The following is a 24367-nucleotide window of genomic DNA, read 5'->3' on the forward strand; positions in this document are numbered from 1 at the left end:
CGATACCCGCTGTGATCGCGACGATGCGTCGCACACGAGAAGTCTGTCGAGTGGTCACGGTTTCCTCCCGCTCGCGACAGTCACGAGCAAACTCTCGAGGGCGAGCGTCGGAGCGACGTTGCGCTCCAGGGCTTCCCTGGTCTCGGCAAGATGATCAAGAACCACCAGCGTACGTGTCACCGGCCATGCCTGAGCCATGGCACTCAGATCGTCACGCAATTCCCGGTTTATGAGGTCGTCGCCGCGGCCGTACTGCAGCATCACGACATCGCGGAACATCGACTGCAGGTCGGTGAGCACCCGATCGATACCGTCGCGCAGACTTCGGGTCGCGCGCTTCTTCTGGTCGTCTTCCAACGCTGATATCTGTGAGCGGAGTGCCGGTGGGACCGCCTGCCCTTCTGCGATGCCGACGGTGCGCAGCAGGCTCGAGCGTTCGGCCGCATCGCGCTCGGCCGTCAGGGCCTTGGCGTCGTCGGTCGCAGCCTGGATGATGTGTCCTGCCACCTCCACGGCGCTGCCGACACCGCGCACTCCGAGTACGGAGCGCAGCGTGGTGTCGCGTCTGCGCCGTGCGGCGTCGTCGGTGGCCAGGCGCTGCGCCATGCCGATGTGACGCTGAGAATGCCGGGCGGCCTGCTCTGCCGTGACTTCGTCGGCGCCCGTGCGCTGCACGATCAGGCGCGCGACATCGTCGACGTCGGGTTCCCGCAGCCGCAGGGGCCGCACCCGCGAGCGGATCGTGGGCAGCAGATCGGCCTCGCTCGGGGCGCAGAGGATCCAGACGGTGTTCTCCGGCGGCTCCTCGAGGGCCTTCAGCAGCACGTTCGAGGTGCGCTCGACCATGCGGTCGGCGTCTTCCACGACGATGACGCGGTAGCGGCCGGCTGACGGAGCGAAGTACGAGCGCTCGACCAGCGATCTCGCCTCTTTGATGGTGATGATGACCTTGTCGGTTCGCAGCGCAGTGACGTCTGGATGCGTGCCCGCGAGAACCTGCCGCATCGTGTGCTCGTCGTCGGGGCTGTCGGCGATGAGTGCCGCCGCGAACGCGTACGCGAGGGTGGACCGCCCGGATCCGGGAGGGCCGGTGATCAGCCAGGCATGAGAGAGCGCGGCGGGATCGGATGCTGCGGTGCGCAGGGCGTCGACCGCGTCATCCTGCCCCCAGACGTCCGTCCACGGGAACGGGGCGAGCGAGGCGGCAGATGGCATGGACTCAGCCTAACCGGGGCATCCGACGCGCCCGCGCGCCGTCGAGCGCTTCGCTCTGATGGTGAGGACGCACTCAGACGAGAGCCGCGACTCGGGCACGGATGCCGGCGGCGATGACCTCGGGGGCCTGCGCGGCATCCAGCACCAGGAAGCGCTCGGGCTCCGCAGCGGCGAGCGCGAGGAACGACTCCCGCACGCGGGTGTGGAACTCGGCCTTCTCGGACTCCAGCCGATCGAACGGCTTGTCTGCAGAATCAAGACGGGTCCTGGCGGTCGCCGCGTCAAGATCGAGCAGCAGCGTCAAATCAGGCAATGCTCCCTCGGCCGCCCACAGCGACAGCTCGCGCACTTCGGTGGCATCGAGCACGCGTCCGGCACCCTGGTAGGCGACGGAGGAATCGAGGTAGCGATCCTGCAGCACGATCTCTCCACGCTCGAGCGCCGGCCTCACAACCGTGGCGACGTGGTGCGCGCGGTCGGCCGCGTACAGCAGCGCCTCGGCACGCGGGGCGATATCGCCCCTGTGGTGCAGCACGATGTCGCGGATCAGGTGACCGACCTCGCTGCCACCCGGCTCTCTTGTGCGCAGCACAGTGTGCCCAGCATCCGTCAGCCACTTCTCCAGCAGTTCAGCTTGAGTCGTCTTCCCCGAGCCGTCGCCGCCCTCGAGCGTGATCCACACTCCTGAGCGCGCAGTCACGGGCGCGCCTACTTCTTCGCCGCGTTCGCGGCGCGGGTCGCTGCAGCCTTCTTCGCCGCGGCCGAACGTGCGGCGGCCTTCTCCTCGTCGGTCTTCGCGGCCGGCTTCTTCACAGCGGATTTCTTGGCGGGTGCCTTCTTCGCCGCGGTCTTCTTGGCAGGCGCCTTCTTGGCAGGAGCCTTCTTCGCTGCGCCCCGTTTCGGAGCCGGGCCCTTGGCGCGCTTGTCCGCGAGCATCTGCACCGCGATCTCGAAGGTGATCTCCTCGGGCTTCTGACCACGCGGGATCGTGACATTCGTCTCACCGTCCGTGACGTAGGCGCCGAAGCGTCCATCCCGGATGCGGATCGGCTTGCCGCTGACCGGATCGGCGTCGAACTCCGCGAGTGCGCTGGACGCACGGCGGGAGCCGGCTCCGTACTTGGGCTGCGCGTAGATGGCGAGAGCCTGTTCCAGGGTCACATCGAAGATCTGCTGCTCGCTCTCGAGCGAGCGCGAGTCCGTGCCCTTCTTCAGGTACGGCCCGTAGCGGCCGTTCTGAGCGGTGATCTCGTCGCCTGTCTCGGGATCCGCGCCGACGACGCGTGGCAGGCTCAGCAGTGTCAGTGCGGTGTCGAGCTCGATGTCGTCCACGGACATCGAACGGAAGAGGGAGGCCGTACGCGGTTTGGGCGCATCCTTCTTGGCCGTCTTCTTCTTCGGCTTGTCCACGACCTCGCCGGTGGCCTCATCGACCGCGACGTCCTCCTCCGGGAGGTTCTCCTGCACGTAGGGGCCGTACCGGCCGTCCTTCACGACGATAATCCGACCGTTCTCCGGGTTCTCGCCGAGAACACGATCACCGGCGACGGGTGCGTCGATGAGCTCCTGCGCTTTCGCTGCAGTCAGCTCGTCGGGTGCCAGCTCTTCCGGAACGTTGACGATGCGCGGCTTCGCCTCGGGGTTCGCAGTGTCAGCCACCTCGAGGTATGGGCCGTACTTGCCGAAGCGAAGCGTCGCGGTGTCGGTGATGGGCGTCGAGTTGAGCGCACGTGCGTCGATCTCGCCGAGATTGTCGACGACCTGACGCAGACCTACCTGCGCATCGGAGCCGAAGTAGAACGACTTCAGCCATTCGACGCGCTTCTGCTCACCGCGCGCGATGGCATCGAGGTCATCCTCGAGAGCGGCGGTGAAGTCGTAGTCGATCAGGTCGGCGAAGTGCTCTTCGAGCAGCCGGACGACGCTGAACGCCATCCACGTCGGCACGAGCGCCTGACCGCGCTTGGTGGCATAACCGCGATCGATCACGGTGCCGATGATGCTGGCGAACGTCGAGGGGCGGCCGATGCCGTGCTCTTCCAGCGCCTTGACCAGCGAAGCCTCGGTGAAGCGCGGCTTCGGGGTCGTCTTGTGACCTTTCGCCTCAGCATCCGACATCGCGAGCTCGTCGCCGACAGCGACGGCGGGCAACGACTGATTCGAGTCCGCGTCGGCGTCGCCGCGCTTCTCATCACGGCCCTCTTCGTAAGCCTCGAGGAAGCCCTTGAAGGTGTAGACGGTGCCGGATGCCGTGAACTCGGCGACCTGGCCGGCGGCGTCGACCGACACTGTGACCGTGGTCGTCTCGTACTTCGCATCGGCCATCTGGCTGGCGACGGTGCGCTTCCAGATGAGGTCGTAGACGCGCAGTTCTTCGCGGTCGAGCTCGCCCGAGACAGAGGCGGGCTTGCGGAAGTTCTCCCCCGATGGGCGGATCGCCTCGTGCGCCTCCTGAGCGTTCTTGCTCTTGGACTTGTACACGCGGGGCTTCAGCGGCACGGCCTTGTCGCCGTAGAGCGCGACCGCCTGGCTCCGTGCGGCCTGCACCGCCTGGGTGCTCAGAGCCACGGAGTCGGTACGCATATAGGTGATGAAGCCCTTTTCGTACAGGCGCTGGGCGACGCTCATCGCCTGCTTCGCACTCATCGAGAGCTTGCGGCCTGCCTCCTGCTGCAGCGTCGACGTGGTGAACGGCGCATAGGGGCTGCGGGTGCCCGGCTTCGCCTCGACCTTCGTGACGGTGCCGGCGCCTGTGGCGTCGACGGCGTGCGCCAGGGCAAGAGCCTTCTTCTCATCGAGGACGACGACGGCCTTCTTCAGCGAGCCGGTGTCATCGAAGTCGGTGCCCCGAGCGAGCTGGCCGCCGTCGACGCGAACCAGGCGCACCTTGAAGGCGGTGCCGGTCGCGGAGGCGGATGCTTCGACGTCCCAGTAGTCGGCCGAGACGAACGCCATGCGCTCGCGCTCGCGCTCGACGATCATCCGAGTGGCGGCGGACTGGACCCGCCCGGCCGAGAGGCCGGTCTTGACCTTGTACCAGAGCACCGGCGAGACATCCCAGCCATAGAGCCGGTCGAGGATACGGCGGGTCTCCTGCGCGTCGACGAGAGCGAGATCGAGCTCACGCGTGTTGCCGATGGCCGCCTGGATCGCGTCCTTGGTGATCTCATGGAACACCATGCGCTTGACGGGGACCTTCGGCTTCAGCGTCTCCAGCAGATGCCAGGCGATCGCCTCGCCTTCGCGATCCTCATCAGTGGCCAGCAGGAGTTCGCCGGCGTTCTTCAGCGCACGCTTGAGTTCGGCGACCGTCTTCGTCTTCCGATCCGAGACGACGTAGTACGGATCGAAGCCGTTGTCGACGTCGATCGAGTACTTCCCGTATGCGGCCTTGTCAGCCGCGGGGATGTCCTTCTTGTCAGCGAGGTCGCGAATATGGCCGACAGAGCTGAGCACCTCGTAGTCATCACCGAGGTACCCCTGAATCGACCTCATCTTCGTCGGAGACTCGACGATGACGAGCTTCTTGCCTTCAGCCAAGGGTGCGTCCTTTCTTCGAAGCACACCATACACACCACTGTCGTGGTGCATTCACAGCGGAGCCGTGGGTGGAGCCGTCAGAATCCCTCGGGTGGCCCGGCGCGGGCTCGGGAGACGGCAGCAAGACCAGCGTACGCCGCCTGGACCTGCACGGTCGCCACCGGACCGTCGAACGCACACGACACGAGTGCCGCTCCGGATGCCGCGGCGACCCGCGCCGCGAGTGCGCAGGGCTCCTCACCGGTGACGATCGCGCCGGAGGCGGCATCGGCTGCAGCAAGCGCCGCCGCGTCCGCCGCGCCGGCGGCGCGCTGCGCCGTGACGGCCGCCCCTCCGACGGCCGCGAGGCCGAAGGAGAGGGAGGCCGCGACCGCCAGCACTCCGGCGGCGAGCGCACTGCCGGCCATCAGAGCCCTCCGCTGAGTGCGCAACTCGACGCGGTCAACGGAATGTGGATCACCCTGCCGATCACGGCATCCATCCGTGCGCTGACGCAGCTGAGGTCTCCACGCGTCTCGCTCGACACCTGCGCGCCGCTCACTGCTGTCGTGACTGCCGCGTGTGCGGTCGCAGTGCTCTCGCCCCGTCCCAGCAGACGGGCGGCGTCGGCGACTCCATCCTGCAACGACACCTGCCTGGCGGCGGCGCCGAGCGCGCCCGCGCCCAGCAACAGGGTGAGCACCACCGCCGGGAGCGCGATCGCGAGCTCCGCGGCGACGGATCCGCGCTCAGCGTCGGTCTTCTTCTTCCCAAGGTGCTCGTCGCTCATCACAACACGCGCACCGGCTAGGAGACCGTGAGCGCCCGACGCACGAGATCCGTCAGGATGCCGCGCACTTCGTCCGAGCGCATGATGACGACCAGGAGCCCCGCGAACGCCACGGCCGCCATGGTCGTGATGGCGTACTCGGCTGTTGCGGCACCGGACTCGTCGGTGAACAATGACGCCGCGCGGCGCCGGGTGAGGAGGGGGACGGTGTTCATGAGTTTCCTTCTTTCTTTCGGGCCGCGGTCGGATCGACAGCGGGGTTCAATCCGGCAATGGGTTCAGGTCGGCAACGGGTTCAGATCGGCAGCGGGGTCGAGGACATGACAGAGAGCATCAGCGGCGCGACGCCGAGCAGCAGGAAGGCGGGGAGCGTGCAGACGCCGAGTGGGATGAGCAGCTGCGAGGAGAGCTTCGCTGCACGCAGGCGTCCGCGGATCCGGGCATCATGACGCTCCTGCGCCGCGGCCGCCCGCAGGAGTTCGCCCGCAGGTACGCCGGCTGCGCGCGACAGCTCGAGCACTCCCGTGGTATGCGCGCCGCTGATGCGGTCGCGGGCCGGGCTGTCGTCCACGAGCCGCAGCGAGCGTTCGATGGACGCGCCGCCCGACAACGCGACGGCCATGAGCTCGGCATGCATTCCGGGCGTTCCCTGATCCGGCTGGGCCCGCCGAAGCAGCCGGCGCGTCCACGCGCGGGCGCTCAGTACGAGCAGCAGGCCGACGATCAGGCACGCAGCACCGATCGGATTGCTGAACAGCACGCTCACCGTGTCGAAGCCGAGTGCGAATCCGAGCAGGAGTCCAGCGAGGGGCATCCAGAGCAGCAGCCGGGCAGTACCGGCCGGCTCTGCGAGTGCGATCCGCACATCGTCAGCTGCGGCAGCCGCGTCCCGCATCGTCTCGGCGAGCGACCTCAGCACCTCCGAGAGAGGAGCGCCGACCGTCGTCGCGACATCCCATGCGGCGGCGACGTCCGCCCATGCCCCTCCTTCCGCCTCGATCGCGTCGACGAGAGCGGCACCGTCATCGCACCGTTTGACCACGCTCTCTGCATGCGTGTCACCGGAGTCGGCCAGGTGACGCCACGCGTTGAGGGGAACGGCCCCCGCCTGCAGCAGCACGGCGAGTGTGCGCACCGAGACAGCAGCTTCGTCGGCACCGGCATCAGGTGTCTTCGCCGGCCGCCCAAGCTTCGACGAACGTGTATCCGTCACCGCGTGCTTCACCACGGTCTCACCTCCTCGATGTCGAGTCGATCGGCGCGCAGCAGAAGTCGCCCCACCTTGGCGATGCGACGCACTCCATCGCCACCACGGGCGAGATGCACCACGACGGTGAACGCGCTCACGGCCTGTCGGGCAAGAGCCGTCGCGTCCATGCCGGCGAGCGCGCCGAGCGCCTCCAGACGGGCAGGCACATCGACGAGCCCGCTGGCGTGAAGGGTGCCAGCGCCGCCGTCATGACCGGTGTTCAGCGCTGAGAGAAGTTCACGCACCTCTTCGCCGCGGCACTCGCCGACGACGAGCCGATCCGGTCGCATGCGCAAGGATTCGCGGACGAGTCTGGCGAGAGTGATCGACCCGGCTCCTTCCAGATTCGCCTGTCGAGCCTCCAGGGCGACGTGGTGCGGGTGCGCAGGCCGCAGCTCGGCGACGTCCTCGATCGTGACTATGCGCTCGACCGCGGGAACCCCGTGCAGGAGCGCTGCGAGCAGTGTCGTCTTGCCGGTTCCGGTACCGCCGGTGATGAGGATGTTCGCCCGATCTGCGACCAGCTGTTCCAGCCACGCCTGTTGCAACGCATCGAAAGCTCCGAGAGCTGCGAGCGCGTCGAGGTCAGCGGCGCGCACACGAGGGATGCGCACCGACACCGCGGTGCCGGACGTCGACACCGGTGCGAGTACGGCGTGCACTCTGATGCCGGATGCGAGCCGCACATCGACGCAGGGCGACTGATCGTCCAGGTGACGGCCTCCGGCTCCGATGAGCGCTACCGCGAGGTCGCGCACCTCGCGCTCAGACGCAGCCCATTCCGCCACTCGCTCCGCGCCGTCGCCACGATCGACGAAGAGCCCGTCAGCGCCGTTCACGAAGACGTCTGTCACCCGTGGGTCGGCGCAGTGCTCTGCAAGCGGGCCGAACGCGGCATCCAGGTCTGCCGGGAGCAGGTGGGCGCTGGCTGATGCAGGCGCCGTATCGCGCGGCTGGATGATGAAGGGCTGTGGCATGCCCTGACGCTAAGCGCCTGCGAGAACCCGCACACGGCGCAATCCCCCGTGCTGTGCGCAACCCGCCATGATCGCGGAGTGGTGCAGAACGACTGCGGGCAGAGAGAAGGGCGGCACCCCACGGGGGGAATGGGATGCCGCCCAGAGGCGTGCCGGGTCCGGGGAGAACGGGCACGCCGAGGCCGAATGAAATTGCGGCTGTCGTCGAGTGTACGCATGGCAGCCGTCCTCACAAAACCGATCCTGCTACCGACTTTCGGCGGTATTGACGGAATCAGGCGCAGACTAGATTCACCGTGTCATGGTCGTGCGCTCTGCACGATCCCGTCCCGCCGCAAAGGAGCGCACGCCGTGAGCAGCCAGATCGACCATCTCCTCGACGAGACCCGCAGGTTCCCGCCTTCGGACGAGTTCGCCGCATCCGCCGTCGCTCAGCCGGAGATCTATGAGCGCGCGGGGGCCGACCGCGAAGCCTTCTGGGGCGAGCAGGCCCGCGAGCTGCTGCACTGGCACAAGCCGTTCACACGCGTCCTCGACTGGTCGACGCCGCCGTTCGCGAAGTGGTTCGACGACGGCGAGCTCAACGTCGCCTACAACTGCCTCGATCGTCATGTCGAGGCGGGCGATGGCGATCGTGTCGCCATCCTGTGGGAGGGCGAGCCTGGCGATTCACGCCGCATCACCTACGCCGAGCTCACCGAGGAGGTCAAGCGCGTCGCGAACGTGCTGACCGGGTTCGGCGTCGGCGCCGGGGACCGCGTCGCCATCTACCTGCCGATGATCCCCGAGGCGATCGCAGCGATGCTTGCCGTCGTACGTGTCGGCGCCGTCCACTCCGTCGTCTTCGGCGGGTTCAGCGCCGACAGCCTGCGTTCACGCATCGACGATGCCGGTGCGAAGGTCGTCATCACCGCAGACGGCGGCTACCGCAAGGGCCGCGTCTCCGCGCTCAAGCCCGCCGTCGATCAGGCGCTCAGCGACAGAGGCGACGGCGTGCAGCAGACCGTCGAGCACGTTCTCGTCGTCAAGCGCGGCGAGAACGAGGTCGACTGGGTGGAGGGGCGCGATGTGTGGTGGCACGAGGCCGTTCCCGCGGCATCCGCCGGCCACGAGGCGAAGGCGTTCCCTGCGGAGAATCCGCTGTTCATCCTCTACACCTCCGGCACCACCGGAAAGCCGAAGGGCATTCTGCACACATCAGGCGGCTACCTCACTCAGGCGGCGTACACCCACAGGAACGTCTTCGATCTGAAGCCGGAGACGGATGTGTTCTGGTGCACGGCGGATGTCGGCTGGATCACCGGCCACACCTATGTCGCATACGGCCCGCTCGCGAACGGTGCGACGCAGGTGCTGTACGAAGGCACGCCGGACGCCCCGCATCCGGGACGCTGGTGGGAGATCATCGAGAAGCACGGCGTGACGATCTTCTACACCGCGCCGACCGCGATCCGATCGTTCATGAAGATCGGCCGCAGCGTGCCGCGCAAGTTCGACCTGTCGTCCATCCGCCTGCTCGGATCAGTGGGAGAGCCCATCAATCCCGAAGCGTGGATGTGGTACCGCGAGGTGATCGGCGCGAACAAGGCCCCCATCGTCGACACCTGGTGGCAGACCGAGACCGGAGCGATCATGGTGTCGCCGCTGCCGGGCGTGACGGCGACCAAGCCTGGCTCCGCGCAGGTGCCGCTGCCGGGAATCACCATCGACGTGGTCGATGAGACAGGCGAAGAGGTCGGCAACGGCAACGGCGGTCTGCTCGTGATCACCGAGCCGTGGCCCAGCATGCTGCGCGGCATCTGGGGCGACCCGGAGCGCTACAAGGAGACGTACTGGGAGAAGTTCGAGAAGCAGGGCTACTACCTCGCCGGTGACGGTGCGCGACTGGATGAGGACGGCGACCTCTGGCTGCTCGGACGTGTGGATGATGTGATGAACGTCTCCGGTCACCGCCTGTCGACCGCTGAGATCGAGTCGTCGCTCGTGGCGCACGAGGCGACGGCGGAGGCCGCCGTGGTCGGCGCATCCGACGAGACCACCGGCCAAGCGGTCGTCGCGTTCGTGATCATCAAGCAGAGCTACCTCTCCGAGCACGATCCCGCCGGGCTGGCGACTCACCTGCGTCAATGGGTCGGCGAGCAGATCGGTGCGATCGCCCGGCCTCGCGACGTCTACATCGTCGATGAGCTGCCCAAGACGCGCTCCGGCAAGATCATGCGCCGATTGCTGCGCGATGTCGCTGAGGGCCGCGAGGTCGGCGACACGACGACGTTGGCCGACACAGCGGTGATGAGCATCATCTCGGCACAGGTCAAGTAGCCGGCTCAATGGAGAAGGTCCCCTCATCCATCGGATGCGGGGACCTTCTCCATTGCGGTCAGGCGAGGATGAAGGTGACCTCGACCTCGACCGGGCTGTCCAGCGGGAGCACGGCGACGCCCACGGCCGCGCGGGCGTGCACACCCGCGTCACCGAAGATCTCGCCGAGCACGTCGCTCGCGCCGTTGATGACGCCGGGCTGGCCGGTGAAGGCCGGATCGGATGCCACGAAACCGCCGACGCGCAGCACGCCGCCGATCTTCTCCAGTCCACCCGCGGCGGCGGCCGCGGCAGCGAGCGCGTTCAACGCGCATGTGCGGGCGTAGGCCTTGGCACCCTCCGCCGTGACCTCGACGCCGACCTTGCCCGTGGCGGGCAGAGCACCCGCCGCGAACGGCAGCTGGCCGGAAGTATAGATGAGCCCCCCGTGCACCACAGCGGGAACGTATGCCGCGACAGGTGCAGCGACATCCGGCAGCTGGATGCCGAGTTCGGAGAGACGGGCTGCGACGCTCACGCGGCACCGCTTTCGAACTGGCGAGACGCTTCAGCTGCGGCCGCCAACCCCGCACTGTTCGATCCGTCCTGAGACACGGGTCGCTTGAAGTACGCCACCAGGCCGCCTTCCGGCCCCTGGACGACCTGCACGAGCTCCCAGCCCTGCTTTCCCCAGTTGTTGAGGATCGCGGCGGTGTTGTGGATCAGCAGCGGGGTGGTCAGATACTCCCACGTGGTCATGTCACTCCTGCGGTCAGAGACGATCGGCACACCCGAGCGTCAAAGGCGGTATTCAGGGAACTCCCCTACGATCTAGCGTATGCCTCAGAAGAATCGCACGGCGAAAGGCGTGCTCGGCGGCCTCCTCGGCCTGATCGGGCTCAGCGCTGTCGCCGGGGTCCTGGTCACCGCGACGGTCACACCCGCACTCGCCGTCGCCGGAGCCGCCGGATCCCAAGCACTCGACCTGTTCGAGAACCTGCCTTCGTATCTGAAGCCGGATGCCCCGATGGAGCCGAGCACGTTCTACGCCATCGGTCACGACGGCCAGCCGGTGCAGATGGCGACGTTCTTCGACCAGAACCGCACCCAGGTGAACTTCGATCAGGTCTCCCCTGTCGTGTACGACGCGATCCTCTCCAGTGAGGACAAGGGCTTCTACGAGCATGGCGGAGTGAACCTCGGTGCGACGGCGAAGGCACTGATCGACAATGTGCGCGGCACCTCGTCGCGCGGCGCATCGACGATCAGCCAGCAGTACGTGAAGAACGTCCTCGTGCAGCAGTGCGAGCAGAAAGTGCTCCCCGGTGACGAGGACTACTCGGACAAGACCGCGCAGTGCTGGTTGGATGCGACCAACGCGGTGGGAACAGACGGCATCGAGCGCAAGCTGCAGGAGATGCGCTACGCCATCCAGATCGAGAAGGACTACTCGAAGAACGAGATCCTGCTCGGCTACCTGAACATCGCCAGCTTCGGCGGCACCGTGTACGGCATCGAGGCCGCAGCGAACCATTACTTCAGCGTCCCCGCGACAGACCTCACCGTCGCCCAAGCCGCGACACTCGCCGGCATCGTGCAGAATCCGAACCGATACCGCATCGACAGGCCGGAGGGCTCCGCCACCGATGACGCGGGCAATGCGGTCAACAGCGCGGAAGACGGCTACAGCTTGACGAAGGTGCGCCGCGACTACGTCATCAACCGCATGTACGCAGACGGCAAGATCACCGAAGCGCAGCACGCCGAGGCGATCGAGTCACCCATCACCCCGGTGCTCACGCAGCCTGCTCAGGGTTGTGCGGCTGCCCAGAACAACGCCTACTTCTGCCAGTACGTGAAGACCCTCGTGCTCAACGACCCCGCCTTCGGCGAGACGCTGCAGGAGCGCACGAAGGCTCTGCAGCGCGACGGCCTGGAGATCTACACGTCGCTCGACCTGCGGATTCAAGACCCAGCGGTCGCCGCGATGCAGAGCCGCGTGCCGCCGAACCTCGACAGTCAGTACTTCGGCGGCACAGGCGTCACGGTCGAGCCGGCCACCGGTCGGATCCTCGCGATGACGCAGAACACGATCTTCCAGGAGACGGCGACCGACGATCAGGCGTACACCAGCCTCGTGTTCGCCTCGGACACCGCACACGGCGGCGTCCCCGTCGGCTCGGCGTACAAGATCTTCACCCTGATCGACTGGCTCGAGACCGGCCACTCGGTCAACGAGTCGATCAACGGACGCAATCAGACGATGAAGATGACGGCGTCCTGCACCGGCTCGACCTGGGACTTCGACACCAGCGACGTCGGCAACTTCAACGGGGTCTCGGGATACACGGGAACGCCCATGCGCTTCACCCGCGACTCGCTGAACTCCGGCTATTTCGCCATGGCATCCCGGCTCGACATCTGCGACATCAACAAGGTCGCAGACCGCATGGGCGTGACGCGCGGCGACGGCACACCCGTCACCGAAGGGGCGGACGCGAACGTGCCGTACAACGTGCTGGGTTCGCAGTACATCGCCCCCCTGGACATGGCCAGCGCATACGCCACTGTTGCGAACAAGGGCGTGTACTGCGCGCCGAAGGCGATCGACAGGGTCGTCAACCAGAAGGGCGAAGAGCTCCCCGTGCCGGAGACGTCCTGCGACCAGGTGATCTCCCCCGAGGTCGCGGCCACGGCCGCATATGCCCTCCAGGGCGTCATGGATCCCGGCGGAACCGGTGACCGTGCGAACCCTTTTGACGGCACACCTCTGATCGGCAAGACGGGCTCGCACAACGAGTACGGGACGATGATGATCGAGTCCAGCACCAAGGCCGCCACCGCCGTCTACATCGGCCGCTGGAAGGGCGACGCCGACATCTGGGGACAGTGGTACAACGACAACCTCCTGCAGGACATCCGCTACGAAGTGGCGCGTGACATGCAGACCGAGGCCGACCGCGTGCTCGGCGGCGGCGACGAGTTCCCCGGTCCCGATCGGAACCTCACGAAGGAGGTGTGGGTCGACCTGCCGAACGTCCTCGGCCAGACGGTGGCGGACGCGACAGCGACGCTGGAGAACGCCGGATTCTCAGTGAGAGTCGCAGACCCCGTCGACAGCGATGCCGCCGCGGGCATAGTCGCCACGCAGGATCCAGGGGCAGGGCAGGTGTCCAGTGGCACGACGGTCACGATCTCGCCGAGCAACGGGCAGGGTGCGACAGTGCCCGACGTGACCGGAAAGAAGCTCGCCGAGGCCGTCGAAGCGCTGAAGGCCGCCGGCTTCGTCAGCGTGACCCCGCACGCGTCATGTACCGGTGATGATGCCAAGGCGGTGAAGAGCACCAGCCCTGCCGCAGGGACGGCGACGAAGAAGACGACCGCTGTGACCGTCAAGTGCTCGTAGCCGGCGCGCGCTCCGCCCATCCGGCCCTCCTCGCGCTCGGCGCGGTGGGGGCCGTCGGCGCGGCCTGCGCGGTGTGGGGCATCGGTATCGAGCGCTACCTGTTCACGGTGCGCCACGTCACGGCCGAAGCTCTCACTCCCGGCGCGCGGCCCATCCGGATTCTGCACATCTCCGACGCGCACATGGCTCCGTGGCAGCGGCGCAAGCAGGACTGGCTGTCGTCGCTCGCCGCACTCGAACCCGATCTCGTCATCAACACGGGCGACAATCTCGGGCACCGCGACGGACTCCACGGCATCCGGCGCGCCTTCGATGCGTTCGAGGGGATCCCCGGCGTCTTCGTGCACGGCTCGAACGATGTGTACGGCCCCTCGCCGCGCAACCCGCTGCGCTACTTCTCCGGCCCCTCGAAGCGCCACCAGGAGCCGGAGCATCTCGACACCGCTGCGCTCGACGCGTACTTCACCGACGAGCTCGGCTGGACGGCACTGAACAACACGGCTGCGCGCGTGAGTGTGGCGGGCACCGATGTCGATCTGTTCGGCGTCGATGACGCGCATCGCGACTGGGATGAGCTCGACGCGCTTCCCGGCGCGATCGCGTCTCTCGGCGCTCGGGATGCCGGCACTCCCCTGCTGGGCGTCACGCACGCGCCCTACCAGCGTGTGCTCAATGCCTTCACGGACCTCGGTGCGCAGGCCGTCTTCGGTGGGCATACGCACGGCGGGCAGGTCTGCCTCCCCGGCTTCGGCACGCTCGTGGCGAACTGCGACATCCCGCTGAAGCAGGCGAAGGGGCTCAGCACTTGGAGCCACGACGGTCGCAGCATCCCGCTGAACGTCAGCGCCGGCTGCGGGCACTCGATCTACGCACCGGTGCGTTTCGCCTGCCGCCCGGAGGCGACACTGCTGACGCTCACCGCGCGGGACACGCCCGCATAACGCGGGAGAGCATCGATTCGGCGCAGCGGACGTTTCACTGTAGACTCAAACGGTTGCAACGGGGTGTGGCGCAGCTTGGTAGCGCGCTTCGTTCGGGACGAAGAGGCCGCAGGTTCAAATCCTGTCACCCCGACCACTGTTGCAAGAAGGCCGCCCTCCGGGGCGGCCTTCTTCACATCCGAGAACCGGCGGGACGGACCGCTCAGCTCCGCTCACTTAGGCTGGAGACACCATGACCACGCCCCGCCTCGTCGCCTTCGACCTCGACGACACTCTCGCCCCATCGAAGAGCCCGATCGATCCGCGAATCGCCGCCCAGCTGCTCACCCTGCTGCAGCACGTCGACGTGGCGATCATCTCCGGCGGCAACGAGCAGCAGTTCCGCACGCAGGTGATCGCTCAGCTCGGCGACGCGGATGCCACCGATCTCGGCCGCCTGCATCTGCTGCCGACCTGCGGCACTCGTTACCTGCGTCACGACGGCGAGGGCTTCGACACCGTCTACGCGCACGACCTGTCCGACGAGGAGAAGTCCGCCGCTCTGCAGGCGCTTCGCGAAGAGGCGGAACGGCTCGGTCTGTGGGAGCAGAACCCCTGGGGCGAGATCCTGGAGGACCGAGGCTCGCAGATCACCTTCTCGGCGCTCGGGCAGAAGGCTCCGCACGACGCGAAACAGGCCTGGGATCCTTCCGGTGCCAAGCGCAGCCGGCTCCGCGATGCCGTCGCCGCCCGCCTTCCTGAACTCGAGGTGCGTTCCGGCGGATCCACGTCGATCGACATCACCCTCGCGGGTATCGACAAGGCCCACGGCATGAAGGCGCTCGCCGAGCACACCGGCATCCCCCTCAGCGACATGCTCTTCTACGGTGACCGGCTCGACGAAGGCGGCAACGACTACCCCGTCAAGGCGCTCGGCGTCCACTCGATCGCCGTGTCCGGATGGGAAGACACCGCATCCGAACTGGAAGAACTGATTCCGACGCTTTAGCCGCGGGCAGCCAGCCTGGTCGTAGCATGGCGGCATGGATCCGCTGACGCTCACCATCCTCGTCGCCGCTTGCGCCAGTGCGGCCTGTTGGCTGCTGTCGCTGTTCACCCGTGACACCTCGTGGGTGGACCGCGCCTGGTCGATCGTGCCTGTCGTCTACGTGTGGATCTTCGCCGTGGAGGCGCTCGCCTCGGGCATCGACGCGACGCGCCTCGTGATCATGGCGCTCCTCGCCACCGCCTGGGGAGCCAGGCTCACGTTCAATTTCGCACGCAAGGGCGGCTACACCGGCACCGAGGACTACCGGTGGGCGATCCTCCGCGGGCGGATGCGGCCGTGGCAGTTCCAGGTCTTCAACCTGCTGTTCATCATCGGGTTCCAGATGACGCTGCTCGTGCTCATCACGCTGCCGGCGCATGTCGCGCTGCAGCACCCGGCCCCGTTCACCGCATGGGATGCCGTGTTCACCGTGCTCTTCCTCGCGCTGCTGATCGGCGAGACGATCGCTGATCAGCAGCAGTGGAACTTCCATCGTCGGAAGGCGGCCGGCGAGGCATCCGGATTCCTCACCGCCGGCCTGTTCCGCTACAGCCGTCATCCGAACTTCTTCTTCGAACAGGCCCAGTGGTGGGTGTTCTATGCGATCGGAGCGACAGCGGCGGTCGCATCCGGTATCGGCATCCTCGGAGGAGCGCTGAACTGGACGATCATCGGCCCGCTGCTTCTGACCGCGCTCTTCATCGGCTCCACGATCTTCACCGAGTCGATCTCGGCATCCAGATACCCCGAATACACCGAGTACCGGCGCACGACATCGATGCTCGTGCCCCTTCCACCCCGTGCCGCACGGCAACGCGAACGGCGCTCAGCGGGCTGAGACCGCCGCCTGCGTCGCCGCGCCGCCCACTGGCACGAGACGGGTGAGCTGGGTCACATGACCGGGCTCGAGCTCGGCGAGTGATGCGACGCCGAGCAGACGCATGGTGCGCTCGATCTCGGTGCGCAGGATCGCTATCGTGCGGTCGACGCCTTGCCTCCCGCCGGCCATCAGCCCGTACAGATAGGCGCGCCCGATGAGTGTGAAGTCCGCGCCGAGGGCGACGGCCGCGACGATGTCAGCGCCGTTCATGATGCCGGTGTCGACCATGACGGTGAAATCGTCGCCGACCTCCTTGCGCACCTTCGGCAGCAGATGGAACGGGATCGGTGCCCTGTCGAGCTGACGCCCGCCGTGGTTCGACAGCACGATGCCGTCGACGCCGGCGTCACGCAGCTTCACAGAGTCCTCGACGTTCTGCACGCCCTTGATGACGAGCTTGCCCGGCCAGAGGTCTCTGATGACCGCGAGATCGTCGTAGCTGATCGTCGGGTCCATCGCGGCGTCCAGCAGTTCGCCGACGGTGCCGCCGGTCGTGCTGAGCGATGCGAACTCGAGCTTCGGCGTGGTCAGGAAGTCCCACCACCACCACGGGCGGGGGATCGCGTTGATGATCGTTCCGAGTGTCAGCTGCGGCGGGATAGAGAACCCGTTGCGCTTGTCGCGCAGGCGGGCGCCGGCGACCGGGGTGTCGACGGTGAACTGCAACGTGTCGAAGCCAGCGGCGGCCGCACGGCGGGTGAGTTCGTAGGAGATCTCCCTGTCGCGCATGACGTACAGCTGGAACCAATTGCGTCCGTCCGGGTTCGCAGCCTTCACTCCCTCGATCGAAGTGGTGCCCAGGGTGGAGAGCGTGAACGGGATGCCGGCGGCTGCTGCCGCACCGGCACCTGCCTCCTCGCCTTCGGTCTGCATCAGGCGGGTGAAGCCGGTCGGTGCGATGCCGAATGGCAGCGCGCTGGGTCCGCCGAGGATGTCGACCGACGTGTCGACGTCGGGAGCGGGCTTCAGGATGCCGGGGTGGAACTCCACATCCCGGAACGCCTGACGGGCGCGCGTCAGCGACAGCTCTCCTTCGGCGGCGCCGTCGGTGTAGTCGAACGCGGCCTTGGGCGTGCGACGCTTCGCGATCGTGCGCAGATCGTCGATCGTGAGGGCCGCGTCGAGGCGGCGCTTGCGTCCGTCGAGCTCGGGCTTCTTGAACTTCATGAGCTCGAGCAGCTCTGAAGGCTTGGGAACCTGGCGGGTGACCATGGCGTTCCTTTCAGTGTGTCGGATGAGTGGGAGTCAGACCGGCCGCGGTGTAGTAGCCGGTGATGTGGTCGTGGACGAGGGTGCGCGCGGCATCCGCATCTCCCGAATCGATCGCGGCGATCAGCGCGCGATGCTCGTGCCGCAACCGGGACGCCATGGCATCCCAGTCATCGATCGCCGCCGATCCGGCGAGCACGTACGATTCGATGGAGGTTCGCAGGCCCGCCATCATCGCGGCGATCACGGTGTTGCCGCTGGATTCGGCGAGCGCCAGGTGCAGCTGCGCGTCCAGCGCGAGGAACTCGCTGGTGGCGAGTCCGTCGGCATCCATCGCATCGAGCATTCTGTGCGCCGCGCTCGTGTCGCGCATTTCGTCCGATGCGAGGGCGGTCACGACGGCGTCCTCGAGGACGAGGCGAGTGCGCACGACATCACGCAGCGCGAAGCCCTGTGCGGCCACCTGAAGGCGCAGCAGTGCCGAGAGGCCCCCAGAGGGCGTGGCGATGACGATCGCACCGGACTGAGGCCCTGAGCCGGTCGCCGTGCGGATCAGCCCCATGACCTCGAGAACACGCAAGGCCTCGCGGACGCTGGAGCGGCCGACGCCGAGGTCGGACGCCAGGTCTCGTTCCGAAGGAAGCCGGTCGCCGGGGCCGAGGCGCCCGTCGAGCAGATCGCGTTCGATCCGCTCGAGCACGACCTTCCATGCTCGCTCCGTCATTGCACCTCCTGTGGTCTGACCACAGCGTACCTCGTGTGGTCGGACCACACAAACATGCGCGACGCCGCGCACGGAATCCGCCGGGGTCATGCGGGAGAGATCGCGCTGCCCCCGGGCAGACTCAGCCCAGACGCCCGCGCCGGACTCCTCGAGGTAGCAGTTGCCGCAGAGCGACTCATAGGTGACCACGTCGGCCGGCGCCCCACTCGCGGCGCCCTCGTCGATCGCGACCTGGTCGCCGTCGAACACGAAGCGACCGTTGATGATGCGGCCGTTGAAGACCGCTTTGCGACCGCAACGGCAGATCGTCTTGAGCTCCTCCAGCGAATGAGCGATCGCGAGCAGCCTGGCGGAGCCGGGAAAGGCGTGGGTCAGGAAGTCATTGCGGATGCCGTAGGCCATCACAGGGATGCCGTCCACCACCGCGATCCGGAACAGATCATCGATCTGCTCCGCAGTGAGGAACTGCGCCTCGTCGACGAGCAGACAGGCGACGTCGACCGGTTCGCCGGGGAGCAGGCTCTCATCGTTGTGCTTCTGCATCCGCCCGCGCTCGCGCTGGAACAACGCACGTGCGTCACCATCCGGCGGGATCAGGAAGTCGACCTCGCGGGTCATACCGAGACGGCTCTCCACCTGGCTCGCGCCCTTGGTGTCTATCGCCGGCTTCGCGAGCAGCACGTGCTGGCCGCGCTCTTCGTAGTTGTAAGCCGCCTGCAGCAGGGCCGTCGACTTGCCGGAGTTCATCGCCCCGTAGCGGAAGTACAGCTTCGCCACGGTGCGCTGCTACCTCGAGATGCCGAGCGCGGCCGCCGTCGCCGTCATGGACGCGTCTGCTGCCGCTTCGTTCTCGTTCAGCTTCTCGCCGTACGTCGGGATCAGCTCGCGCAACGCGGGCTCCCAGCCGGCGTACTGGCCGGGGAAGCACTTCTGCAGCAGGCTGAGCATGATCGGCACGGCAGTCGAGGCGCCAGGCGATGCACCGAGGAGCCCGGCGATCGAACCGTCAGCGGCCGAGACGACCTCGGTGCCGAACTGCAGCACGCCGCCCTTCTCCGCGTCCTTCTTCATGACCTGAGCGCGCTGACCGGCGTCGATGAGCGACCAGTCCTCGTCCTTCGCCGTCGGCATGAAGACACGAAGGCCGTCGACCTTCTTGCGATGGTTCTTGAGCAGCTCACCGACCAGGTACGTGATCAGGTCGGGGTTCGCGAACGCCACGCGCAGCATCGGCCACAGATTGTGCGTGCGCACCTGGCTGACGATGTCGAGCATCGAGCCGTTCTTGAGGAACTTGGGGCTGAACGTCGCGAACGGGCCGAACAGCAGCGACGCCTCGCCGTCGACGACGCGGGTGTCCAGGTGCGGCACCGACATCGGCGGTGCGCCGACGGATGCCTGCGAGTAGACCTTGGCCTTGTGCTGGGAGACGATGGCGGGGTTCGTGGTCTTGAGAAACTGCCCGCCGATCGGGAAGACGCCGTAGCCCTTGATCTCGGGGATGCCGGATCGCTGCAGCAGCTTCAAAGCCCAGCCGCCGGCACCGACGAAGACGAACTTCGCGTTGAGCTCGCCGGGCGTGTGCCCCAGAGCATTGCGGTACGAGACCTGCCAGCTGCCGTCCTTCTGCTTCTTGAGCTTTCGCACCTCGTGGTTCGTGCGCAGTTCGACCCCGCTGCCTGCGAGGTGGTCGAAGAGCTGGTGCGTCAGCGCGCCGAAGTCGACGTCGGTGCCGGCCGGAACCCTGGTCGCGGCGAACGGCTCGCCCTTGCGGCGCTTCTGCATGAGCAACGGCGCCCACTGGTTGATGACGCGGGAGTCTTCGCTGTACTCGATGCCCTCGAACAGCGGCTGCTTCTTGAGCACCTCGTAGCGCGCCTTGAGGTACGCGACATCCTTCTCGCCGCGTACGAACGTCATGTGCGGGGTGGCGTTGATGAACGTCGAGGGCTCGTCGAGCACGCCCTTGGCGACCAGCGACGACCAGAACTGACGGCTCTGCTGGAACTGCTCGTTGATGGAGACCGCCTTGGCGGGGTCCAGCGGTCCGCCGTCGTTCTTCGGCATGTAGTTCAGCTCGCAGAGCGCGGCATGGCCGGTGCCCGCGTTGTTCCACGGGTTGGAGCTCTCCTGTGCCACATCGGAGAGTCGCTCGAACGCGACGATCTTCCAATCAGGCTGCAGTTCGTGCAGAAGGGTGCCCAGTGTGGCGCTCATGATGCCACCACCGATGAGGACGACGTCGACGGATTCAGTCACCGAACCAGTCTAGTTCGCGCGCCGGATGACGCGAACCACGGTCGGCGGCACCACTCGTCGGCACAGATGCAGGGAGATCGTACGGATGCAGGGCGAAACACCGACGGATGCCCCTGCGTCCGTGCATGCGCCCTGCATGTGTACCACGCGACTCGGTCGCCGGCGAGCCTGGCCGGTCGGTGTCAGGCGGCGACGGCCAGTCGCGCCGCGACCAGTTCGGCGATCTGCACGGCGTTCAGTGCCGCACCCTTCCGGAGATTGTCGTTGCTGACGAAGAGCACGAGCCCCTTGTTCTCCGGCGCGGACTGGTCGGCGCGGATGCGACCGACGTAGCTCGGGTCGTTGCCGGCGGCCTTCAGCGGCGTAGGAACCTCCTCGAGCACGACGCCAGGTGCTGCGGCGAGCACCTCGGCCGCGCGCTCCGGTGTGATGTCGCGCGTGAACTCCGCGTGGATCGAGAGGGAGTGTCCGGTGAACACCGGAACGCGCACGCAGGTTCCCGCGACACGAAGGTCGGGAAGCTCGAGGATCTTGCGGCTCTCGTTGCGGAGCTTCTTCTCTTCATCGGTCTCGTTGAATCCGTCGTCGACGATGGATCCGGCCAGCGGGATGACGTCGAACGCGATGGGCGCGACGTACTTCTCCGGCGCCGGGAAGTCGATGGCCGATCCGTCGTGCACGAGTCGCAGCACGTCGCCCTGCTCGACTGCGGCCTCGACCTGTCCGAGCAGCTCCTGCGCACCGGCGAGACCGGAACCGGAGACCGCCTGGTACGTGCTGACGATGAGCCGCTCGAGCCCGGCCTCGGTGGCCAGCGGCTTGAGCACGGGCATCACGGCCATGGTGGTGCAGTTCGGGTTGGCGATGATGCCCCGCGGGCGCTCATCGATCGCGTGCGGGTTGACTTCGCTGACCACGAGCGGTACGTCGGGGTCGTTGCGCCAGGCGCTCGAGTTGTCGATCACGACGGCACCGGCGGCAGCGAAGCGTTCGGCGTACGCACGGCTGGCCGTTGCACCGGCGGAGAACAGTGCGATCTCGATGCCGGCGGGGTCAGCGGTCTCGACATCCTCCACGACCACGTCCACACCGGCGAACTCGATAGACGTGCCGGCTGAACGCGCCGAAGAGAACAGACGCAGCTCACGGATCGGGAACGACCGCTCCGCGAGAATGTCGCGCATCACGGTGCCCACCTGGCCGGTGGCGCCGACGATGGCGACGGAGTGTCCTGAGTCGGAGATGCGGGTCATGAAGAGTCCTTGGCGTCGTGCAGTTCTGCGAGCAAGGCGTGAGGCACGGCGTCTGGGTGCGGATGCCGCGCCTGGCGCCGATGTCAGGGTTCTCGCGAGTCTACCCGGTCAGCGACCGGTGCCGGCGTGCACGACGGCGTCGTCTTCACCGTCGAGGCCGTAAGCGGTGTGCACGATGCGGGCGGCGTCAGCGAGGTCGGAGCCGCGCAGCACAACCGAGATGCGGATCTCGGAGGTCGAGATCATCTCGATGTTGATGCCGGCGGTCGACAGCGCTTCGAACAGCGTCGCCGAGACCCCGGAGTGCACGCGCATGCCGGCACCGACGACGGAGAGCTTGCCGATCTGGTCGTCATGGATCAGGCTGTCGAAGCCCACGTCCGACTGCTCGGCGGCGAGTGCCTTCAGAGCGCTCGAGGCATCGCCCTTCGGGAGCGTGAACGAGATGTCGGCACGACCTGTGGCAGCCACCGACACGTTCTGCACGATCATGTCGACGTTCGCACCGGACTTCGCGACGATCTTGAAGATCTCTGCCGCCTTGCCTGGAACGTCCGGCACGCCGACGACGGTGATCTTCGCCTGTCCCATCTCGGTGGCGACACCTGCGACGATCGGTTCTTCCATGGCTGCTCCCTCGGCTTCGCGAGGGTTCTTCATGCCCTCGCCCAGAACGTATGTGCCTTCGCTCGACGAGAAAGTCGAGCGTGCGTGGATGAGCACGCCGTGGCGGCGTGCGAATTCGACGGCGCGGATGTAGAGCACCTTCGCGCCGTTGGCTGCGAGCTCGAGCATCTCCTCGCTGGAGACGTGATCGAGCTTCTGTGCACGCGGGATGACTCGCGGATCTGCCGTGTAGATGCCGTCGACGTCGCTGTAGATCTCGCACACGTCGGCGTTCAGCGCTGACGCGAGCGCGACGGCGGTGGTGTCTGAGCCGCCACGTCCCAGTGTGGTGATGTCGCGAGTGTCGCGGTTGAATCCCTGGAACCCGGCGACGATCACGATCGCCCCCTCGTCGAGCGCTTCGCGCAGCCGCACGGGGGTGACGTCGACGATGCGCGCGGACCCGTGGTGGTCGTCCGTGATCATGCCGGCCTGGCTCCCGGTGAAGGAGCGCGCTTCGAAGCCCATCGAGTGGATCGCCATCGCGAGCAGCGCCATCGAGATGCGCTCCCCGCTGGAGAGCAGCATGTCGAGCTCTCGCGGTGCGGGAATCGGTGCGACCTCGTTGGCGAGATCGAGCAGCTCGTCAGTCGTGTCGCCCATCGCGCTCACAGCGACGACGACGTCGTGTCCCGCGCGTCGCGTGTCGACGATGCGTTTGGCGACGCGCTTGATGCTCTCGGCATCTGCCACGGACGAGCCGCCGTACTTCTGCACAATGAGGGCCAACAGTCACTCCCTGAGATGTCGGGCAGATCCGCCCACCGGCCATTGTACTTTCGACGCGTATTCCCTTCCGCGCATGTGACGCCCCGCGGGTTCCGAGCAGGCGACGGTGGCGCGGTGCCGGACGGCAAGATCGATCATTCGATGGTTCCCGTGCACGGAAGCGGCGATCAGGCTCTGCTGCTCAGCCTGCGGACGGCGGTCCGTCGGGAGCCGATCTCTTCGGAGCCTGTCGGTCAGGATCAGTGACGGGCGGACTCGTGACGGGCGGATCCGTGACGGCCGAGAGGCCGGTAGCGGACGCAGCGGACACCGCGGCCGCAATGGTGGGGCGGGTGCGCAGGCGCCCGCCCGTCGCGGCGAACCAGCATCCGGCGAGGATCACCGGGAAACCGATCAGCAGCCCCGGTGTGACCGGCTCGGCGAGGACGATCGCCCCGAGCACGATCGCGACGACAGGGTTGATGTAGGTGAACAGGGGCGCACGTACCGGTCCGACTTCTCGGATGAGCGCGAAGAAGGCGATGAATGCGACCGCGGTGCAGATGACGCCGAGCAGCACCAGCGACACCGTCGAACGGATCGTCGGAACCTCATGCTGCGTGAGCAGTGCGGCCGGCAGGTATCCGAGGCCGATCGCGAACAGCGCGAGCGTGATGGTGCCGATCGAAGGGACGTCCACCAGTTTGTGAGCGATGATGAACGGAGCGATGGCGTACAGGAGCGCCGTCAGCAGGATCTCGCCGATCGCGAAGACACTCGCCTCGCTGTGGGGGAAGAGCCCCGGACCTGCGACCACGATCCCGACGCCGACGAAACCGAGCAGAAGACCGCCGAGGCGCACCGGGGCGAGGACCGTGCGGTCGCCGCGCAACAGGGCGATCATGACCGCGAACAGCGGCACCGTCGCGACGAGCAGCCCCGTGAGCCCGGAGGGCAATTGCGTCTCGGCGTGGCTGAGCAACAGGAACGGCCCGGCCATCTCGACCAGACCGAACGCGAGCACCCATGGCCAGTGCCGCCACGCAGCCTTCAGGGCACCGCTGCGGATCGCGAAGGGAAGCAGCAGGAGTCCGCCCAGCAACGTGCGCCCGGCGACGACGGCCGGCGGGGTGAACGAGTGCACCGCCTCTTTGATGAACAGGTAGGTGATGCCCCATACGAAGGCCATGACCGCGAAGAGGATCCACCCTCTGCGGGTGAAGCCCCCGTTGGCGTTCATCCGGCC

Annotated in this window: 21 protein-coding genes, 1 tRNA gene and 1 pseudogene; 6 read left to right on the top strand and 17 right to left on the bottom strand. The window is 67.1% G+C overall.

Going from position 1 to position 24367, the window contains the following annotated elements; all coding sequences use genetic code 11:
* Positions 1 to 54: 54 nt before the first annotated feature.
* The 8 genes from QFZ46_RS02905 to QFZ46_RS02940 form a co-directional block, all read right to left on the bottom strand.
* Positions 55 to 1215 carry a DNA polymerase III subunit delta' gene (locus QFZ46_RS02905; RefSeq protein WP_307358110.1) on the bottom strand — a complete coding sequence of 387 codons (1161 nt, stop codon included), beginning with the start codon at positions 1213 to 1215 and terminating at the stop codon, positions 55 to 57.
* A 73-nt stretch (positions 1216 to 1288) separates the two neighbouring features.
* Positions 1289 to 1915: a dTMP kinase gene (gene tmk, locus QFZ46_RS02910; protein ID WP_307358112.1), complete on the bottom strand. Its 627-nt coding sequence runs from the start codon at positions 1913 to 1915 to the stop codon at positions 1289 to 1291.
* An 8-nt stretch (positions 1916 to 1923) separates the two neighbouring features.
* Positions 1924 to 4755 (bottom strand): type I DNA topoisomerase, encoded by a 2832-nt coding sequence (gene topA / locus QFZ46_RS02915; protein ID WP_307358113.1) that lies wholly within the window; start codon positions 4753 to 4755, stop codon positions 1924 to 1926.
* A 77-nt stretch (positions 4756 to 4832) separates the two neighbouring features.
* Entirely contained in the window at positions 4833 to 5162 is a 330-nt protein-coding gene (locus QFZ46_RS02920; RefSeq protein WP_307358115.1) for a helicase, read from the bottom strand.
* Positions 5162 to 5524 carry a TadE family type IV pilus minor pilin gene (locus tag QFZ46_RS02925; RefSeq protein ID WP_307358117.1) on the bottom strand — a complete coding sequence of 121 codons (363 nt, stop codon included), beginning with the start codon at positions 5522 to 5524 and terminating at the stop codon, positions 5162 to 5164. The genes QFZ46_RS02920 and QFZ46_RS02925 overlap by 1 nt, the downstream gene beginning before the upstream one ends.
* Before the next feature lie 17 nt (positions 5525 to 5541).
* Positions 5542 to 5739: a DUF4244 domain-containing protein gene (locus QFZ46_RS02930; protein ID WP_307358118.1), complete on the bottom strand. Its 198-nt coding sequence runs from the start codon at positions 5737 to 5739 to the stop codon at positions 5542 to 5544.
* 80 nt (positions 5740 to 5819) lie between these two features.
* Positions 5820 to 6737, bottom strand: a complete 918-nt coding sequence (locus QFZ46_RS02935) for a type II secretion system F family protein (RefSeq protein ID WP_307358119.1) — start codon at positions 6735 to 6737, stop codon at positions 5820 to 5822.
* Between the two features lie 8 nt (positions 6738 to 6745).
* Complete coding sequence (locus tag QFZ46_RS02940; RefSeq protein WP_307358121.1) at positions 6746 to 7750, bottom strand: TadA family conjugal transfer-associated ATPase; 1005 nt, start codon at positions 7748 to 7750, stop codon at positions 6746 to 6748.
* Between the two features lie 351 nt (positions 7751 to 8101).
* Between QFZ46_RS02940 and acs the strand changes: the two genes are divergently transcribed.
* Positions 8102 to 10069 carry an acetate--CoA ligase gene (acs, locus tag QFZ46_RS02945; RefSeq protein ID WP_307358123.1) on the top strand — a complete coding sequence of 656 codons (1968 nt, stop codon included), beginning with the start codon at positions 8102 to 8104 and terminating at the stop codon, positions 10067 to 10069.
* A 58-nt stretch (positions 10070 to 10127) separates the two neighbouring features.
* On the opposite strand, the gene QFZ46_RS02950 is transcribed toward acs, so the two are convergent.
* Together QFZ46_RS02950 and QFZ46_RS02955 are read right to left on the bottom strand one after the other, a co-directional pair.
* Complete coding sequence (locus QFZ46_RS02950; protein WP_307358124.1) at positions 10128 to 10586, bottom strand: RidA family protein; 459 nt, start codon at positions 10584 to 10586, stop codon at positions 10128 to 10130.
* A complete protein-coding gene (locus QFZ46_RS02955; RefSeq protein ID WP_307358125.1) occupies positions 10583 to 10807 on the bottom strand; it encodes a hypothetical protein in 225 nt (74 codons plus the stop codon). Before QFZ46_RS02955 ends, QFZ46_RS02950 begins: the two co-directional genes overlap by 4 nt.
* 79 nt (positions 10808 to 10886) lie before the next feature.
* Here QFZ46_RS02955 and QFZ46_RS02960 point away from each other — a divergent pair, with 79 nt between their 5' ends.
* From QFZ46_RS02960 to QFZ46_RS02980, 5 genes are all read left to right on the top strand, one after another.
* Positions 10887 to 13454: a transglycosylase domain-containing protein gene (locus QFZ46_RS02960; protein ID WP_307358127.1), complete on the top strand. Its 2568-nt coding sequence runs from the start codon at positions 10887 to 10889 to the stop codon at positions 13452 to 13454.
* Positions 13445 to 14395, top strand: a complete 951-nt coding sequence (locus QFZ46_RS02965) for a metallophosphoesterase (RefSeq protein ID WP_307358129.1) — start codon at positions 13445 to 13447, stop codon at positions 14393 to 14395. The genes QFZ46_RS02960 and QFZ46_RS02965 overlap by 10 nt, the downstream gene beginning before the upstream one ends.
* 59 nt (positions 14396 to 14454) lie before the next feature.
* Positions 14455 to 14531 (top strand) — tRNA-Pro (locus QFZ46_RS02970).
* A 96-nt stretch (positions 14532 to 14627) separates the two neighbouring features.
* Positions 14628 to 15383 (top strand): HAD-IIB family hydrolase, encoded by a 756-nt coding sequence (locus QFZ46_RS02975; protein ID WP_307358132.1) that lies wholly within the window; start codon positions 14628 to 14630, stop codon positions 15381 to 15383.
* 34 nt (positions 15384 to 15417) lie between these two features.
* Entirely contained in the window at positions 15418 to 16260 is an 843-nt protein-coding gene (locus QFZ46_RS02980; protein ID WP_307358134.1) for a DUF1295 domain-containing protein, read from the top strand.
* Here the strand turns inward: QFZ46_RS02980 and QFZ46_RS02985 are convergent.
* The 7 genes and pseudogenes from QFZ46_RS02985 to QFZ46_RS03015 form a co-directional block, all read right to left on the bottom strand.
* Positions 16249 to 17514: an alpha-hydroxy acid oxidase gene (locus QFZ46_RS02985; protein WP_307358137.1), complete on the bottom strand. Its 1266-nt coding sequence runs from the start codon at positions 17512 to 17514 to the stop codon at positions 16249 to 16251. The genes QFZ46_RS02980 and QFZ46_RS02985 overlap by 12 nt on opposite strands.
* A gap of 10 nt (positions 17515 to 17524) precedes the next feature.
* A complete protein-coding gene (locus tag QFZ46_RS02990; RefSeq protein WP_307364488.1) occupies positions 17525 to 18325 on the bottom strand; it encodes a FadR/GntR family transcriptional regulator in 801 nt (266 codons plus the stop codon).
* A 48-nt stretch (positions 18326 to 18373) separates the two neighbouring features.
* Positions 18374 to 19012 (bottom strand): annotated as a pseudogene (locus QFZ46_RS02995) (thymidine kinase); the annotation flags it as partial.
* A 9-nt stretch (positions 19013 to 19021) separates the two neighbouring features.
* Complete coding sequence (locus tag QFZ46_RS03000) at positions 19022 to 20494, bottom strand: malate:quinone oxidoreductase (RefSeq protein WP_307358140.1); 1473 nt, start codon at positions 20492 to 20494, stop codon at positions 19022 to 19024.
* Between the two features lie 182 nt (positions 20495 to 20676).
* Complete coding sequence (locus tag QFZ46_RS03005; protein ID WP_307358142.1) at positions 20677 to 21747, bottom strand: aspartate-semialdehyde dehydrogenase; 1071 nt, start codon at positions 21745 to 21747, stop codon at positions 20677 to 20679.
* Positions 21748 to 21855: 108 nt separating this feature from the next.
* Complete coding sequence (locus QFZ46_RS03010; RefSeq protein WP_307358144.1) at positions 21856 to 23142, bottom strand: aspartate kinase; 1287 nt, start codon at positions 23140 to 23142, stop codon at positions 21856 to 21858.
* A 181-nt stretch (positions 23143 to 23323) separates the two neighbouring features.
* A complete protein-coding gene (locus tag QFZ46_RS03015) occupies positions 23324 to 24361 on the bottom strand; it encodes a DMT family transporter (RefSeq protein WP_307358147.1) in 1038 nt (345 codons plus the stop codon).
* Between the last annotated feature and the right edge of the window lie 6 nt (positions 24362 to 24367).

It is taken from the genome of Microbacterium murale (genome assembly GCF_030815955.1).
Classification (GTDB): Bacteria; Actinomycetota; Actinomycetes; order Actinomycetales; family Microbacteriaceae; genus Microbacterium; species Microbacterium murale_A.

What these genes read in the sequence shown, in the direction of transcription:
- QFZ46_RS02905 (WP_307358110.1), bottom strand. Translation starts at nt 1,215, where the DNA reads ATGCCATCTGCCGCCTCGCTCGCCCCGTTCCCGTGGACGGACGTCTGG.
- QFZ46_RS02920 (WP_307358115.1), bottom strand. Translation starts at nt 5,162, where the DNA reads ATGGCCGGCAGTGCGCTCGCCGCCGGAGTGCTGGCGGTCGCGGCCTCC.
- QFZ46_RS02925 (WP_307358117.1), bottom strand. Translation starts at nt 5,524, where the DNA reads ATGAGCGACGAGCACCTTGGGAAGAAGAAGACCGACGCTGAGCGCGGA.
- QFZ46_RS02930 (WP_307358118.1), bottom strand. Translation starts at nt 5,739, where the DNA reads ATGAACACCGTCCCCCTCCTCACCCGGCGCCGCGCGGCGTCATTGTTC.
- QFZ46_RS02940 (WP_307358121.1), bottom strand. Translation starts at nt 7,750, where the DNA reads ATGCCACAGCCCTTCATCATCCAGCCGCGCGATACGGCGCCTGCATCA.
- QFZ46_RS02955 (WP_307358125.1), bottom strand. Translation starts at nt 10,807, where the DNA reads ATGACCACGTGGGAGTATCTGACCACCCCGCTGCTGATCCACAACACC.
- QFZ46_RS02960 (WP_307358127.1), top strand. Translation starts at nt 10,887, where the DNA reads ATGCCTCAGAAGAATCGCACGGCGAAAGGCGTGCTCGGCGGCCTCCTC.
- QFZ46_RS02975 (WP_307358132.1), top strand. Translation starts at nt 14,628, where the DNA reads ATGACCACGCCCCGCCTCGTCGCCTTCGACCTCGACGACACTCTCGCC.
- QFZ46_RS02980 (WP_307358134.1), top strand. Translation starts at nt 15,418, where the DNA reads ATGGATCCGCTGACGCTCACCATCCTCGTCGCCGCTTGCGCCAGTGCG.
- QFZ46_RS02985 (WP_307358137.1), bottom strand. Translation starts at nt 17,514, where the DNA reads ATGGTCACCCGCCAGGTTCCCAAGCCTTCAGAGCTGCTCGAGCTCATG.
- QFZ46_RS02990 (WP_307364488.1), bottom strand. Translation starts at nt 18,325, where the DNA reads ATGACCCCGGCGGATTCCGTGCGCGGCGTCGCGCATGTTTGTGTGGTC.
- QFZ46_RS03005 (WP_307358142.1), bottom strand. Translation starts at nt 21,747, where the DNA reads ATGACCCGCATCTCCGACTCAGGACACTCCGTCGCCATCGTCGGCGCC.
- QFZ46_RS03015 (WP_307358147.1), bottom strand. Translation starts at nt 24,361, where the DNA reads ATGAACGCCAACGGGGGCTTCACCCGCAGAGGGTGGATCCTCTTCGCG.